We start from the raw sequence: 15,100 nt of genomic DNA on the forward strand, positions 1-15,100 counted from the left end.
TCAGCGTCATCTGCTCGCGGTTATATGTTCGTGTTTGGTTGGCCAAACGGCGACCCAAAGTCGGATGCTCCTTCGTGCTCGTGCGAGCGGTCGCGCTGCTCTTGATTACTTCTAGAGTCTGGCCTAGCGGCAGTTTTAGGGTGACGTGCTGCATCATGGCCTGGAGAGCCTGACGCTCCATATCCAGGGTTTTCTGGCCCACGGTCGTCGCTCTTTGCTGCAGGTAGCTAATAGCGCGATCAGGAGTCATTTCACGAAGGCTGCCTAAGCGATGCTCCTGTAGGTAAGCGGTGATGCGTACCAACCGCTGCTCGTAGTTACGGACAGTGCCCACGGATCGAATGTGGGTGCCCTGGAGCTTTTTCATCACGGATGCAGCTTGCTTTGTAGGCTTGGCAAACTTAGCCACTCAGGCGATTCCGATGTAGCCATCGGTGCACTGTAGAGCGCTGAATCTTGATACCCTTTTCCGCTATCCAGCGTTGCAGTTCAGTGCCATTGCAGCCTGCGGAATCAAGCTGCAACAGCTCGTACTTATAGTTATCCAGCAATGAGCGACGTTGGGCATAGGTTCGGGGTTTTCTCCGAATCCTAGATTCGGCCTTGAGGCGTGCAGTAATGCTCTGCGCATCGAATTCGCTCATGGGATTCTCTCTATCAGGTGTAAGAACTCCTGACCGTTGCCGGTTCAGCGACACACCATCCGCAGATGGTTCGTTGTGTGCCTGTTCGCCCCCCTTAGCATGAGATGCAGGCGGGGACTGTTCACGCCTACTCGGATTCTCCGAGTGTGTTCCTGAGTGTCCGCTCAGGTTCGGCTGCCATTGGGTCTGGCTGACCATGTTGGGTTGTCTTCTCTCCTCAAGTGATTGGTCGTTGATGGTCCCGATATGTAGTCGGCGTTGGGCCGGACACACACGCGATGACGCAGGTGTGGCCGATGGGCTAATGCCCGCGATGACGCAGGCCGAGCCCCCTGCCACTGTCCCAACCCATGAATCACATGGGTAACGAGACTGCCGGGCAGTGCGGTTTGGTTCGTGATCAGCTTACGAAAATGGGGGAGGGCAAACAACGCAACTGCGCTGCGTTGTATTTGTTGCGCGAAATCAAACCGTTCGATGGTGCCCGCTATGTGGCGCGACGTTTAGGAGCGTTACATAGCGGGCACGGGGCGCGAGCAGAACCAGTAGCAGTAACTACATAGGGTTCGGTAGAACCGCAGCCAGTGGATTCATAGGATCGATACGTATCCTTTATCACTGGAGTGATGTGACGATGAAAATCGCGATTTTCTTGGACTGGGTTCAGATGCGTATGCCATTCCTTACCAGGTGGGCAGGTCGGCTGGGATTGCTCCTAGGGCCCATTCTTTGCGTTCTACATCTGATCGCCGCATCAATTTTTCCACCATATGGGAAACTCGTACTCGCCCAATATGATGCGGTCCAGCTCACCGGAAGCCTCCTAGCCGCTCCGACTGCGCAGTATTTCATTCTGTTGGGCGCGGTCTTCGGTGTCCTCTGGGTGTTCCTTTGGGCTGTCCGGTGTGGCTTGGCTCTGCGTAGTTGGATCATCTGTCGGCGGGCGGCCTGATGAGCATTGGCACGGCTGAGGATTTCGCCGGATTCAATTGGGTATTCGGGCTGTGGGAAAACGTTGCGTTGACGATCCTGACTGCCACCGAGCCGCTATTTGTCGCATTCAACGAAACTAGCAACGCGCTTATCGTTGCGGTTGGATTTGGATGGATGCTGCTCGTTGCATTGCGCGTGGGGCAAGGAGCTGCGCGTACGGTGTTGTCAGGATTTATGATTTTTCTGGTTGTGGCGTACGGAATGAGACCCGTGACCGTGACTCTTCCAAGCGGAGCAACGGTCCGGCTGGTCGAAGCTCAGGCGGTGCCGCTCAGTTTCGTGATGACGATTCACAAAATCTACAGAGAGGCTTTTGATCAGGTCCTGAGTGATCAAACAGTGGCCGGGACAATCGTCCCTGCGCAGTCCGCGATTGACAACATGGTAGGTCGATCAGCCGAAGTGTTTGCCGGTAGTGATTTGGCCCGGCTGATTAGAGATTACAACGCCAGTTGTGCCCCGGCGCCGGCTGAGCTTGCCGGTCCCGAGCACGCGGCCAAAGTGGAAGCTTTGCAGGCTATCGGGCTGCTCGGCGGTGGTGGCTTGGGGATACCGGATGAAGAAGTCGGCGTGATAGCACAAGCACGCACGGCTATTGGCGGCGCGTGGACGTATGTTTTCGGTTCAGCCGAAGAAAATGGTGGTTGGGGAGCTTATCTGTTAGGCGGCGGGGCTGCCCGGACTAGTCTGGGTCAGGTGCTTGACCAGAGAGCTATCCAGTCGCGTCGTGAGGCCGGTATTCGTGCTCTTGAAGCTGCCGGGCCGTTCATGGGGGACCGCTATGCGCTGCCAACGCAAGCGCATTGGGCCGCCAAACTTGCAGGGGAATCTCAAGCTACGCCGTCTTACTTGTCGATCAGCACAGTGCCAGGGCAGAAGTCGGCTATCGTCGGCGACGATCAAGGAATAATGTTTCGACCCACCAGCTGCATCGAGGCATACAAAATTGCCCAGATGGGCGCTGAGCAGGCGTATCAGGCGTTGCGCGACTCGGGTGCGGTTATAGCAAGTGGGCAGCGAGTAAGCGCTGAGGTGGGGGCTGTAAGTACAGCGACAGCTTGGCAGCGATTCATGGCTGGTTCATTGCAGAAAACGGCGGGCCTCTCTCGTGGGGATAGTGAGGTTGCTGGAAGCTTCTTAGCCGCGGCTCAGATGTGGAAGAACTTCAGCGGGTGGCTTGATCTGCAAACGCTGTTACCTGGTTATGTGATCATGTCAGCCTGGTTGTTTTGGATTGTGTTACTCCTCGCGCCGTTCTTTTTGATGCTCGCACCTCTCAGGGGCGGTAGGATGTTGACCAATTGGCTGTCGCTGCTGATGCTGCCGGTCATCTCCGTTATGACCGCACAGATGATCACTGTTGCGGTGTCCCAGACTGTGGCTGCTGTTGCGGTTGCCCAAGCGGGGGCTGCTAGTGGGTGGTCAGGCGTCGGGGCGGACTATGACGGTCTTCGTGGGTTGATGTCAGCTATTGCAGCTGTATCACTGGGCATTTCCACCTGGATCACTTCGAGTATGCTAGGTGTATCGTTGGGAGGTTTGGCTGGTAGCCTGTCCGGCGCTGTGGCAACTGCCAGCGATGTAGGACGCCTAGGTATGAAAGCGGTTGGTTTTGCCATGATGGGCTCCCGAATTGCTAGCATAGCGGGAGCGGCCTCGACTGGGCGTAGGCGTGGCTCTAAAACTCAGTCGGGCAACGAAACCCCTCCATCCATGCCACCGTCAGCCAATCCGGTTGGGCCTAGCTCGATTCCCACATTTCGGCCCGGTAGCCCTGGTTTTAGATCGCTAAACCCACCGAAAGCTAGACGCTAGAGTTCGGGCAAGAGGGGCGGCGCTGACCGCCCTGGTACAGATGATGACGTCGCTATTTGCGGGGCTCATCTGTACAAGCCCTCCATTTCCGAAAGAAGCCAACAGATGCATTTGCGGCGCCCTAAAAACTCAATTGGGGGCACCGCTTTTGCGTTGCCGAAGCAGTTGGCCGCACAAGCTCGCAACTGCCGTTCCAGTGGCTCACCTTTAAGGCTCCTCTGAGATGACTCTCTGGTTCTTCGCCCTGCCATTGGCATGGCGTCGCCAGACCCAATCAAGCCTGCGCCACACCAGTGGCTATCCAGCGAAAATCTCCGAAAAACCACTGAGAATTATCGGCGCACCCTCTCGTGCTTTGGGGGACTGTTGATACACCCCGGCTTACCTTTGAGATCCGCCAAGAACTCCTCGATTCCCACTTGGGGTAGTGAGCATTTTTTTCCGGGGCCCAATGACACCATGCCAAGTGGTGTTTTGCTTCCCCCTCTACTGGGAGTGGAGATAAGCATGAAGACTCTTTTGATCACGGTTATATGCGCTGGGGGAGGGTATTGGCTGGGAACGAATCGCTTAGTACCTCCTTGGCTGGTAATCGGGTTGGCAATTTTGGGCGTGGGGTTATGGGCCATTGCCGAGTGGATTGAGCTCCGGGAAGGGATTGACGAGGGCAAACCATGATGTATGCCGATATGAAGGATCTTGCTGTGCTATCTGCAATGTTTCCTTCCTGGAGTTGGAGATTGGCGGTGAGACGACGGGTATTTGTGGCGTCGGAAGGACCGGTCATCCGACTCTACTGGATGCCAGCCCTTTTGAGCCTTGATGAGTTTCGTGCCCAGCTTTTTGTGAGGGAACTCAACGCCTTAGGCGCGTCTGGTGGCTCAAGACAGGGGGAGTGGTGATAATGGCAAATTGTTATCAAGGAGTGTGCTGTGTGAAAAAATGGAAACTGGTGATGCTGGCCGTGGCATCCGCCTCCCTTGTCGGGTGCTGGCAGAGCGATTACGCCTTTGAGGGGAAATACTTCGCTGCGGAGGGAGAGGAGTGCGCGACCCCTACTAGCGCCTCGGATCGCGAGCAATATCTTCTGGATATCACAAAGCAGGTCCACGACGGTAAAGCCTTGTACTCGGCCAGATTCCCAATCGCTGCGAAGCTGGGAGCTCCTCTCACCAGCGAACAGAGCGTGGCTGCAACAGACGATAATGAGCTGACTTTCCGGTTCACTAAACCTGAGGTCTCCGGAGTGTTTTCAGGAAGCCCTGCAGTGGAAATCGAGCTCACCGTAGTGCCTAATGAGAGCAGGAAAGATCATCTCTGGATGAGAAAAGCGACGTTCACCAGCGTGCGAGACGGGAAGGTCATCGAACGAGATTTTTTAACGACTCTGAGAGCTGCAAGCAAGGTCGGGGAGTCCGGTGCTTGTTTGAAAAAGGACAGCGGCGCTCGCTAATCGGCTGAGTATCGCCCTGTCAGAGGTGAAAGGGAGCGCCCAGGCGCTTCCTTCTTGTATCAAACCAAGTGAGTTGCATTACACTCAAGGTTGGGGGCTCTGAGGTTTTTCGCAACAAGACGCGGAGATCATTCCTGTTGACTAGCCATTTGCATCGGATGTAACCAACGTAGTTATGATTCGTCACAATCGTTCGTGACTTTGAATGTTTTTAGATAGGGAAGCAGTCGAGTGGTAAGGATTTTTCTCGCATCTGTAGTTTTATTTATGATTCTTGATGCAATCTTCCCGGGAGTTTTTCTATCTGTAAATGGTAAAATAGGCCTCTTTTCTGTAGTCCTCTTGCTGGGTGTCTGGGAGATATATTCCTACTGGTATTTTAATAACGAAAAATTTCTTAAGTTGAAGTTTGGTATTGAAGAGCACACCATAGATTGCAATAATCTAAATGAGCACATTGAAGAGCTAAAGAAAACACGGCTTTATATTAACTCTTATGACTATGGTCTTGGTGATCGTTACGATACCAGTCGATATCGTTTCAAGCGGAACGAATGGAAAAAAACCGAAAGAGATGGAAATGTTCACAATTGCTCGGCCTCCGTTTGCAAAGCTGCTAATGACCAACCATTCAAGTATCTCTGTAAGTACTTTGACATAAATGTTAGCGAAGAAACTTTATCTCACCTTGAGAATGCGCTTAACAACTATCTCGCCGCGTACCAGGGGAAAATCCTGCTTGAGCAAGAGAGGGATCGGCTTATGCAGACCCTCACTGACCCGCTGCCTTCCTTATTTTACAAGCTCAGCAAGAGTCGTTTAGCGAAAGAACTCGGCTTTGAACCTGTGCGTTTATTTGATATCGATTTTCAGACTTATAGGTTTCAATATGTTTCCTCGGGTGGGAATAGCTCCTACGAGGTGTCCATTATTCTTGATATGGAAAATCTAGAGAAATTTATAAAATACATTGGTGACAAGCTTCGGTTAAAAAATAGCGCTAAAGGCCAGCGAGCGTTGATGACTCCGCAGCTTCGTGAAAAAATAAAACAAAGGGACAATAATACATGTCAGCGATGCTGGGTTTCGGTTAAGGAGGAGCCAAATTTATTAATAGAGGTTGATCATATAACTCCCATCTCCAAGGGAGGAACCACGACCGAGGATAACCTCCAAGCTTTATGCTGGCGTTGTAACCGTACAAAGGGGGCAAAGCTTTCCTAGCGTTATGATCCGGTTTGTGAGTTAGATTTAAAATCTTGTTCTTTGAGGTGAATAGAGATTAGATGCGATTACTAATGATCAGCGTTAACTGCTCCACCGGATCAAGTTATCTAGTGGGTAATGATGACCAGTAGAGATAGTGCTCATGGTGTCGATCATTATTACTATTTCTTGGGGTAGCCTGGTATGCCAGGCTTACCAAGCGCCACCAAGTGATCGTGCACGTCTTGCATCGCGATCTCGTGAATGTTGAATTTCCCAATGTCGTGCCAGTTAGTCTGCTCTATGTCTATGTTCTTCCACCATTGTATCAAATGAGCAAAAAGCAACTTAAGTATCATGCGATAAAGTGAGTAAAATTCAGCTAGTGACTGACCGCTTTTCGCCCTCTTGATCAATGCGTGGGCTGAATTGTTTCTTGCCTGCCTGAAATGCTTGGGGAAACAACCGTAGATGCCGTAAAACTTCGTCTCGGTCATCTTATAGAAATAAGAATTAGGATTTTTACGCTCAATTTTCCACGCTTTCTCTATCGCTACCATTATGTGTTTTTCGGCATCGACAGCTATTATTTGATCAAGGCTGTTCTGGTTTCGCTGAATGAGTGCGATGCAGAACTCATACAAGTGATGGATAAACGACTGAAAAGCCCCATGTGCGAGAATGATCTGCTCAACACTATTGCCACCGGTGGCTAACTGGAATTCCATATCGAAGAATTCATCATACGCTTTTCTGCATAAGATCGATTCGTGCGCCAGCACGGCGCATAGCAGTCTGTCTTTCTCTTCGCTAATGGCCATCTTACCGATCCTTTTCCAGATATTTTTTAGCATTAATCCAAAATCACTAGATACCAAACGCCTACAATCAGACTATACCGGCACGGCTCGGTAGCCACCTTCAACACAGGGAAATGGGCTGCGTCTAGCTCGATCAATTGACCCGCTGATGTTCACGCGGGCTGCTACAGCGGTCTCTTTAGACCCCGGTATTCAGCTCCCAAAACGCCCCATCCTGGCTCAAGGACAATTGTCGCGGCGAGTCGCAATCTGGCATGAAGGCGGCGCATTGGGAAGGTTCGCCATGCAAAAGCGGCACGTACATTACTGATGTAACGAGTACAGCAAAAGGCAGCCTTATCGCGAGCTTTCCACTCGTTAGTTTTAATCGTTGGACGTCGGCGAATACGGCAGGAGCCGTCACGTTTTGTACTGCCTACAGGCGGTCATGCCTGGGCACATGATAATAAAAAGAGGACGCTACTCATCATGACGATGCCAAAGTCAACCCTGGATGTCTCCAGAGTGTTCATTATTGGTGGTGCATGCATTGCACTACTCATCGGCTCAGGTTTTGCGACGGGCCAGGAAATCATGCAGTACTTTGTCGCCTATGGTCATGCCGGGCTGATCAGTATCCTCCTGATGTTTGCACTCTTTACCTATGTTGCGTTCAGTTTCGTCATGGCGGGTTACGAACAAAAGTTCAGCGCGCCCAAGGAAATATTCACGTATTACTGCGGTAAAAAACTCGGCGCCTTCTTCGACTATTTCTCGGTGCTTTTCCTGTATATGTCGTTCTGGGTGATGATTGCCGGAGCGGGGGCCGCGCTCAATCAGAAACTTGGCTGGCCTAACTGGTATGGCGGCGTGTTGATGGGGGGCTTGACCTTGGTCACGCTGTTCTTCGGCTTCAATCGGTTGATCAGCGTGGTGGGTTCGATCGGCCCTCTGCTTTCGGTTCTAGCGATCATGATAGGTGTGGCAGGTGTCGTCATGAACACCCAGGGGCTGGTTGAATTCCCTGCCGTATTGAAGCCATTGACCGAAAGCAAGACCGTTCTGCAGGCCGGGAGCAACTGGTTTACAGCCTGCCTTTCCTACGTAGGTTTCTGCATGATGTGGCTGGCGGTCTTCATGACCAACCTGGGCAGTACCAGCAAGAGCCGGGCAGAGGCAGGGGGTGGTGCGTTTTTGGGGATGTTGCTTTTTTCCCTGGCCGTGCTGGCCATGATGCTGGGCCTGGCTGCAAACCTCAGCGATGTTGCCACTGCGCAGATCCCATCCCTGGTGCTGGTTGAAAAAATTTCCCCTTCGCTGACCGGCCTGATCACGGTGGTGATTCTCGCCGCCATCTACACCACGGCAGCGTCGCTGCTCTGGGCCCCAGTGAAACGCTTCGCGCCAGATGAGTTCAGCATTCGTCATCGACTGCTGCTGTGTGTGCTTTGCACCGTGGGCACGCTGGTTGGTCTGAATGTGCCGTTCGATGCACTGATCAACGTGGTATACGTGGTCAATGGCTATATTGGTTTCGGTTTGCTCTTCCTGATGCTGGTCAAGGATTTCAAGACCCGCGTATTGAAGCGCTCCCTCCAAACCGTATAAGCAAAAATCGCTTATCTTCACGCTGAACCTCACAGGTGATCGACTGAGACGCTGTTGGACGTCTCAGTCGATCTTTGCTTATGTGAAACGCTTAGGGAAACTCCGATCAAGTCAGCACAGGCGGCCTGACCTGTGCTGACTTGATCGGAGTTTCCGTAGGCATGCTGGTTGATGAGGCATCAGTGCGCTTGCTCTCTCACCACCATGTCCTCACGTGCCGGTTCGATTCCGATCACTGTTTCCGCCCAGTGATCGTCAGACTCGATTGGGTTGAGTGCCTTTTTGAGTACCTATTCAATTTATACAACCCATGGATTGCCTGCTTTTACTGAGATGCATGGTACAAATTCGATTCCTGTCTCCGCACCAGTCAGGTTCCAGCGAAGGCTACCAAAATCTCTGGAACCCCCGTAAAACCCGCCTTTTGGCGTAATGCTGTTCACTTAAGCATTTGAGTCCAAGCCGGGCTTTCTAGAGAATCCGATACCAGCCTCCTGGTATCGGATTTTTTATGCCCATTCAGCAGCAATTGCTCGACCTCGGCGATCTCTTCAATTTCTCCGACCTCAGCACGTTCACCCAGAACATCCCCATCGAATGGGTCGCCAGTGCGCTTAATCTTTCTGCGCAAGCCACCATACGGCGCCGGCGCCTGCCGAGTGATCAGGTACTGTGGTTGGTGCTGGGCATGGCCCTGTTCCGCGATGAGCCCGTGCATGAGGTGGCCAGACGCCTGAATATCTGTGCCCAAGGCCTGGCTTCCGATCAGTTGCTGGCGCGCAGCGGCGTAACCGAAGCGCGTAAACGACTGGGTGCTGACCCGGTCGAATCCTTGTTCCGCCAGACCGGCAAGCAATGGGGGTGCGAGCGATATGAAAGTGATGACTGGAACGGGTTGCAAGTGTTCGCAGTGGATGGCGCATTGCTGCGAACTCCTGATTCGCCTGAGCTGAGAGAACATTTTGGCTCTGGTAATACGGGGACCGAACGGCAAACACCTTTTCCGATGCTGTGCCTCGTTGCCGTGATGAATGTACGCTCTCACGTGATCCTCGATGCCCAGCTCAGCCCTTATCGCGGCAGTGAGATGCGCTTGGCCGAAACCTTCCTCGGTCAGATTCCGGACAATTCGATCACGTTGTTCGACAAAGGCTTTTGGGGGGCTGATTTGCTGCTGAGCGTTGCCGAAGGGTGCAACAATCGGCACTGGCTCACGCCAGCTCGCAAGAACCTGGTGATGGAGGAAGTCGAGCGCTATGGCGAGCATGATCGCCGCGTGCGGATGAAGGTCTCGCCTCAGGCACGTAAGCGAAACCCGAGCCTACCCCCATACTGGGAAGTGCGTGAAGTCAGCTATGAAAGCCAAGGGCAAGTCAGGTCGCTGCTTACTTCACTGCCAGCAGAGAGCTACAGCACAAGCGCTGTCGCAGAGCTGTACCTGGAGCGTTGGGAGATCGAGTTGGGCTTCCGGGACATCAAAAGCTCGATGCAACAGAATGCCGTGACGCTGCGCAGCAAGAAGGTCGAGTTGATTTATCAGGAGGTCTGGGGGCTTTTACTGGCTTACAACATCATCCGTCGGGAAGCTAGCCAGGCCGCAATAGCCTTTGGCCGAACGCCTTCGGACATACGCTTCAAACCCGCCTGCCAGTACATTGCGGTGCAACTGATCGTCATGGCGGCGGCCAATCCGGTATCGGCAACAGGCAGAAGGTTGGCTGAGCTACGAGGAGGTATCGGAGGGATGTTTCTGGATCACCGTCCAAGGCCGGGAAGGCCAAGGACGGTGAAGATTTCCAAAACCCGGTATCCAGTGGATCGTAAGGCTGCTCCGCTTAAGTGAACAGCATTACGCCTTTTGGCGGGTTTTTTCGTTATGGCGTTCCGTCGAAATCCGACAGCTCCCTGCCGACTTAGGGGGTTGCGTTTGTGTGAGACTAAATTGCTTGACCGAATAATCAGTAGCGTGGTGCCGGTTTTTCCGTGCTTACGCTCTTAATCAGCAGAATATTGCTGATTCATGCCGTGTGCACTATGCTAATCAGCATTAAAATGCTGATTAATGGCATGGCGATGCCGCTCAGACTCACGATCCAAGCGTTCTCAGAGGGTGCATGACGCGAGGCAGCGACGCTCACGGTTGAGAAACCCGAGCGTGTGGCTGATGGCCGGTGCCTGGTCGCATACGACAACGACTACATCATCGCGAACTTTGATCGCATGGAAGACCGTTGCGAACGGGCCCTGAGCGTTAACCTTCCGTTGAACTGGGACCACCATGACGTCAAAGGTTATCCCGCATTCCTCTACGACATCATTCCCTCTGGTGCTGCCAGGGACTCTCTTGAATCCCGCTACGGGCGTCTCAATCCCGAAGGCGTGGAAATGGAGCTGTACCAGCTAGAACACTTCACGCCGGCCCCTGTTGGGCATCTGCGCATCAAGGAGTCGGTGGAAGGCCTTCAACCGGATCGGAGCGAAGCTTTCGCGCATGCTGAGGTCGTGAACAGGACGAACGAGTTTCTTGAGTACCCGTGAATAACCTGGACAAGCGACTCGTGGAGTGGGGACTGCGATGAAAAAACTACAGCCTGAAGAGCGCGCTCAGCTCGTAGAGGAAATCGTCAAGCGCAATGCGGCGGGGCTCGATCCAATTGGGACATCCATCCGCCGTCTGCGGCTCGAAGTGACTGGGCTTGACCAAGGGACCTTCGCGGCCATGTGCAAGATCTCTACGAAAAGCCTGTACGAACTGGAGAGCGGGAAGTCGAATCCGAAGCTCAGCACTTTGGAAGCCGTGCTGCGTCTCTTTGGCATCCGGATGGGTATGGTGATGACTGCCAAAGATAATCCCACTGCGACGGTCGCCGGCAACAATATCGGCCAGTTGAAGGCGGGTGGGCCAATCGCTGTGGCCGCACGGCCGGTGGCGAGTCTTTCGCCCCTGGCCAGTTCTTCCGTGGTGGCCGGACCGAAACGAGGGAAAAGCCCTGCGGCAGCCAAAGCGAAGAAGGACGTGTCGAGGCCGGCATCGCCACGGGCACGGAAAAGCAGTCCGGAAAAGTGAGATTGGTGAGGGGGCAAATAAAATCTCACCCAACGGGCGTATTCGCTTTGTGAACCACTGATTCTGTGTGACTACCACCGGTCGGCCAACCCGCGCACTACTGCCACCTTAACTTGCTTGGCCGCCAGTGGTGGCAGTTCCATCACGAAAGGAACTCATCACCGTTCGTAGGTTTTCAGCGCCACGGTGAGCATTTCATGGATATGCGCCCTCAGGGCCAAAGGTTCCAGCACCTCGATATCGGCAGCGTTCGCCATCAGAAACAATCGTAGCCCTTGGGTGTCGCGAATCCTGCAGGTCAGCAACCATTTGTCCCCGTCTTGCAGCAGCTTCTGGTTTTTCTCCAGCGGGTTCTCAGAAAGCCGGTTGTACAGGTTGGGGCTTAGGCGAAGGCGTGTTTTTTGTGCAGGGGAATGGATGGTCAACAAGTCTTTCTGGGCTTCATCTGCATGAATGTCGTAATCCTCCGGGTCGTCGATGATGCGCTTGCCGGGCTCTACCTTGGTAATCCTGTGTAGCATCAGCGCACAGAGTTTATTGGGGCCGTTGCTGCTGTATTTGCCGCGCGGCACGTCGGGACCAGGTGCTTCGCCTAGCCACTGTTCTTCGGCAACATACGCGGAGAGGTAAATATTGGAGTCCTGGTGGGACAAACCCAGTGGCTTGAGTTGGTAAATGCACTCGACACCGTTGGCGTTGAGTGGGCGGTACCAGACTTCAAGGGGCTCGCCTTCGAGGATTGCCATTTGCAGGCGTTCCAGGTGTTTGGCGTTGTACTTACCCGGCTGTAACACGGTAAACCGCGTTCCGGAAGTAATACGCTTGCTGAAGTTCAGCTTGCGCCGAGAGCCATCATGCATGACCAGTTCGGTGTAGTCCTGCAGGCCCTTCAACTCGTCAGTCGCTGCTTGCAGGCCGAATCGTTCGGCATGCTTGAAAATCGCCGAGAGCGACATGGCGTCTGAAGGCGAAAGCACCAGCGAATGGCTTCGGCCCACCGCAGACCAGAGCAAACTCCGTTTATCTGCCTCGTTGATGGTCGATCGAACGTAATCCAGGTCCTCCAGCACCTTCAAATCCCTGATGGTGGTTTTTTCATGCTGTTCGTCATCGTCATCCCCATGGCGACGAACCCACGCAACCAGCTTTGCATGCACTTTCGCGGTGGTCAGTGGCTTACCCGCTGCATGAAGGATCTGCCGCAGATAGTCACGGCGATGAGCTCGATTGATCATTTAGTTTCAATTCGGACAAGAAGTGTCCCTATTGGAGTGCAACATGCTTCTCGTTGGCAAGGGAAAGACCTTGATCATGCCACTCACACCTCCATCGCAGAGGGTGTGGCGGAGAACAGAGGGCATTGCGATGAGCGACATCGAGAGCGTCAAAGCACTGATTATTGAAAGCGCAGCCGACGGCATCGACGCTGTTGAGCTGCACCGGCGGTTGATGCAGGCGGATGTGAGCCTAGGTGAGGCTGAGGTTCAGACGATCCTGTTGGCATTGCAGGAAGAGGGTCGCCTGATCGGCCAAGAGGTGGAAGGCCAATGGCGGTACACCCGCTTCGACAACAACGACGCTGCAAATGCAGCCCAGGAATACAGCCCGCAATTCGCGGAACGCATCCTCGCCGCTTCGTGCGATGAGTTTGTAGAAATCGATGTAGACGACATGATCCAGATGCTTGATGACATGCTCGCTCAAGCAAGATCTCGCCGAACCGATACCAAGTAAGCGCCTGCTACCGGGCATTTGTCAGCCATCTGAGGAAGTAAACACCATGGTAACCAGTGATGTGACGTCTGCCATTGTCAACGCCAAGCCGGGTATCCAGAAGTATCTGGCTTTGATGAGCCAGGTGGAAACGGTAAACGTCTCGACTGACGCACTGTTTCAGCGTGCGTATAACGGCTTCTATCGTGTGCAGCGGCGTGAGCGTTCCTGGTATGGCGCCTACTACCAGCTCATGGAGCAGTTGAAGGGATCGAAGCCCACGTTTGCCGAGGTTCTCGATCATATGCACCAGGCTACCGGACGTTATGAACCGTCGTTCTCCAGCAAGCTGGTTGCTACGTTGAACCCGCAAAAGCCGGTTTGGGATACGCATGTACTGCGCAACATCAACCGCAAGGCACCTTCCTACCAATCCAGGACAAAGATCGAGGACGCCAAGGAGTGTTATGCGTACATGGAGGATTGGTACCAGGCCTTTCTGGCGTCCACTGAATGCGCATGTTGGATAGGGCAATTCAACGAACGGGTACCCGAACACGGCAAGCTGACCGATTTGAAGAAAGTTGACTTCATTCTTTGGCAGATGCGCGGCTGACGGGTTGATCTGGGCTGGGTAGGGATCAAGACGGTATCTACAGGGCCCGCGCAAGTGCTGAGGTATGTGTTTGCGCGGGCGGTCTGTATAGCCTGTGGAGGCAACTGTCTTCTTGTCGCGGTCATGCCATTTTGTACCTGGCTCAGCTCACCGTAATCGCCGCATTCAACACCAACACCACCATCAACCCGACCAAAGCCACGATGGACTGCACCACCGAGATGGTCTTGGTAGCCTCACCCATGGTCATGCCGAACGACTCCTTCACCATCCAGAACCCTGCATGGTTGGCATAGTTGAAGAACAGCGACCCGCAGCCGATGGACAAGGCCAGCAACGGCAGGTTGAGGCTAGGGTCTGCCCCCGCAAGCGGTGCCAGCAAGCCGGCAGCCCCGACGATACCCACCGTGGCGGAACCGGTAGACACCGAGAGCAACATCGCGATCAGCCAGCCCAGGATCAAGGGCGGGAACGCCGATTGCTGGGTCAGGTGCACAATGGCATCACCCACCTTGGCGCTGGTCAGCATCTCCTGAAAGGCGCCGCCGCCGGCGATGATCATGATGATGGAGGCGATAGGCTTGAGGCTTTTGCCCAGCGCATCACGCAGCTGTTCGGCGTTGCCGCCACGCGCCAGTACCAGGCTGGTGCCGGCGAACAGCACGCCCAGCAGCATGGCGATCAGCGGGTTGCCCAGGAAGCTGGCCATTTCCAGCAGCGCATTGCCCTTGGGCAGCAGCATTTCGGCAACGGCATGCACCAGCATCAGGATTGCTGGCAGCAGCGCGGCCAGCATGCCGATGAATACGCCTGGGCGGGGCTGGTTGTCGGCTTTTTCCGTCAGGGTGAACTGGTCCAGCAATGCCTGATCAGGCCGGGTGCTCATACGCTTTGAGATGAACATGCCATACAGCGGGCCGCCCAGAATCATTGCCGGAATAGCCGCCAGGAAGCCATAGAGCATGGTCGGCCCCACCGAGGTCTTGAGTACGGCAATGGCGGTCAAGGGGCCTGGGTGCGGGGGGACCATGCCGTGCATGGCGGCCAGCGCCGAAATCACCGGCACGCCAACGTACACGTACGCCGAGCCTTTGAAGCGCGCCTTGCCTTCCAGCTTGCGCGCCACGCTGAAAATCAGCGGCAGCATGATCACCAGGCCCACTTCGAAAAACATCGGGATGCCGA

14 protein-coding genes are annotated in these 15,100 nt (G+C 54.1%); 9 read left to right on the forward strand and 5 right to left on the reverse strand.

Annotated features, from left to right (window positions below):
• A partial coding sequence (locus ACF8MI_RS24995) for a site-specific integrase (protein ID WP_392518027.1) occupies positions 1-409 on the reverse strand: 409 nt, incomplete at its 3' end.
• A complete protein-coding gene (locus ACF8MI_RS25000) occupies positions 402-644 on the reverse strand; it encodes a hypothetical protein (protein WP_008091975.1) in 243 nt (80 codons plus the stop codon). The genes ACF8MI_RS25000 and ACF8MI_RS24995, both read right to left, overlap by 8 nt.
• Before the next feature lie 951 nt (positions 645-1,595).
• Between ACF8MI_RS25000 and ACF8MI_RS25005 the strand changes: the two genes are divergently transcribed.
• The 3 genes from ACF8MI_RS25005 to ACF8MI_RS25015 all read left to right on the forward strand — a co-directional run bounded on the left by ACF8MI_RS25005 (position 1,596) and on the right by ACF8MI_RS25015 (position 6,129).
• A complete protein-coding gene (locus ACF8MI_RS25005; RefSeq protein ID WP_216891714.1) occupies positions 1,596-3,452 on the forward strand; it encodes a hypothetical protein in 1,857 nt (618 codons plus the stop codon).
• 934 nt (positions 3,453-4,386) lie between these two features.
• Positions 4,387-4,905 carry a hypothetical protein gene (locus ACF8MI_RS25010; RefSeq protein ID WP_200929071.1) on the forward strand — a complete coding sequence of 173 codons (519 nt, stop codon included), beginning with the start codon at positions 4,387-4,389 and terminating at the stop codon, positions 4,903-4,905.
• A gap of 231 nt (positions 4,906-5,136) precedes the next feature.
• The gene (locus ACF8MI_RS25015) at positions 5,137-6,129 is read left to right on the forward strand and encodes an HNH endonuclease (protein WP_200929072.1); all 993 of its coding nucleotides are present in this window, start codon (positions 5,137-5,139) and stop codon (positions 6,127-6,129) included.
• 164 nt (positions 6,130-6,293) lie between these two features.
• Here the strand turns inward: ACF8MI_RS25015 and ACF8MI_RS25020 are convergent, their stop codons facing one another.
• Positions 6,294-6,932 (reverse strand): hypothetical protein, encoded by a 639-nt coding sequence (locus ACF8MI_RS25020; RefSeq protein WP_200929073.1) that lies wholly within the window; start codon positions 6,930-6,932, stop codon positions 6,294-6,296.
• A gap of 468 nt (positions 6,933-7,400) precedes the next feature.
• Between ACF8MI_RS25020 and ACF8MI_RS25025 the strand changes: the two genes are divergently transcribed.
• From ACF8MI_RS25025 to ACF8MI_RS25040, 4 genes are all read left to right on the forward strand, one after another.
• Entirely contained in the window at positions 7,401-8,519 is a 1,119-nt protein-coding gene (locus ACF8MI_RS25025) for a hypothetical protein (RefSeq protein WP_200929074.1), read from the forward strand.
• A 511-nt stretch (positions 8,520-9,030) separates the two neighbouring features.
• Positions 9,031-10,362, forward strand: coding sequence for an IS4 family transposase (locus ACF8MI_RS25030; protein WP_392518029.1), 1,332 nt, complete (start codon positions 9,031-9,033; stop codon positions 10,360-10,362).
• Positions 10,363-10,676: 314 nt separating this feature from the next.
• The gene (locus tag ACF8MI_RS25035) at positions 10,677-11,057 is read left to right on the forward strand and encodes a hypothetical protein (protein WP_233458215.1); all 381 of its coding nucleotides are present in this window, start codon (positions 10,677-10,679) and stop codon (positions 11,055-11,057) included.
• 37 nt (positions 11,058-11,094) lie between these two features.
• Positions 11,095-11,586: a helix-turn-helix domain-containing protein gene (locus ACF8MI_RS25040; protein WP_200929075.1), complete on the forward strand. Its 492-nt coding sequence runs from the start codon at positions 11,095-11,097 to the stop codon at positions 11,584-11,586.
• Between the two features lie 158 nt (positions 11,587-11,744).
• Here the strand turns inward: ACF8MI_RS25040 and ACF8MI_RS25045 are convergent, their stop codons facing one another.
• Positions 11,745-12,821: a YafY family protein gene (locus ACF8MI_RS25045; protein ID WP_200929076.1), complete on the reverse strand. Its 1,077-nt coding sequence runs from the start codon at positions 12,819-12,821 to the stop codon at positions 11,745-11,747.
• 130 nt (positions 12,822-12,951) lie between these two features.
• On the opposite strand from ACF8MI_RS25045, the gene ACF8MI_RS25050 reads away from it, so the two are divergent.
• Positions 12,952-13,320 carry a hypothetical protein gene (locus ACF8MI_RS25050; protein WP_060500297.1) on the forward strand — a complete coding sequence of 123 codons (369 nt, stop codon included), beginning with the start codon at positions 12,952-12,954 and terminating at the stop codon, positions 13,318-13,320.
• A gap of 46 nt (positions 13,321-13,366) precedes the next feature.
• Positions 13,367-13,915: a hypothetical protein gene (locus tag ACF8MI_RS25055; protein ID WP_200929077.1), complete on the forward strand. Its 549-nt coding sequence runs from the start codon at positions 13,367-13,369 to the stop codon at positions 13,913-13,915.
• A 142-nt stretch (positions 13,916-14,057) separates the two neighbouring features.
• Here ACF8MI_RS25055 and ACF8MI_RS25060 read toward each other — a convergent pair.
• Positions 14,058-15,100 (reverse strand): GntP family permease (locus ACF8MI_RS25060; protein ID WP_392518031.1); only part of this gene is annotated, 1,043 nt, incomplete at its 5' end.

Source organism: Pseudomonas sp. yb_9, assembly GCF_043103635.1.
Classification (GTDB): domain Bacteria; phylum Pseudomonadota; class Gammaproteobacteria; order Pseudomonadales; family Pseudomonadaceae; genus Aquipseudomonas; species Aquipseudomonas monteilii.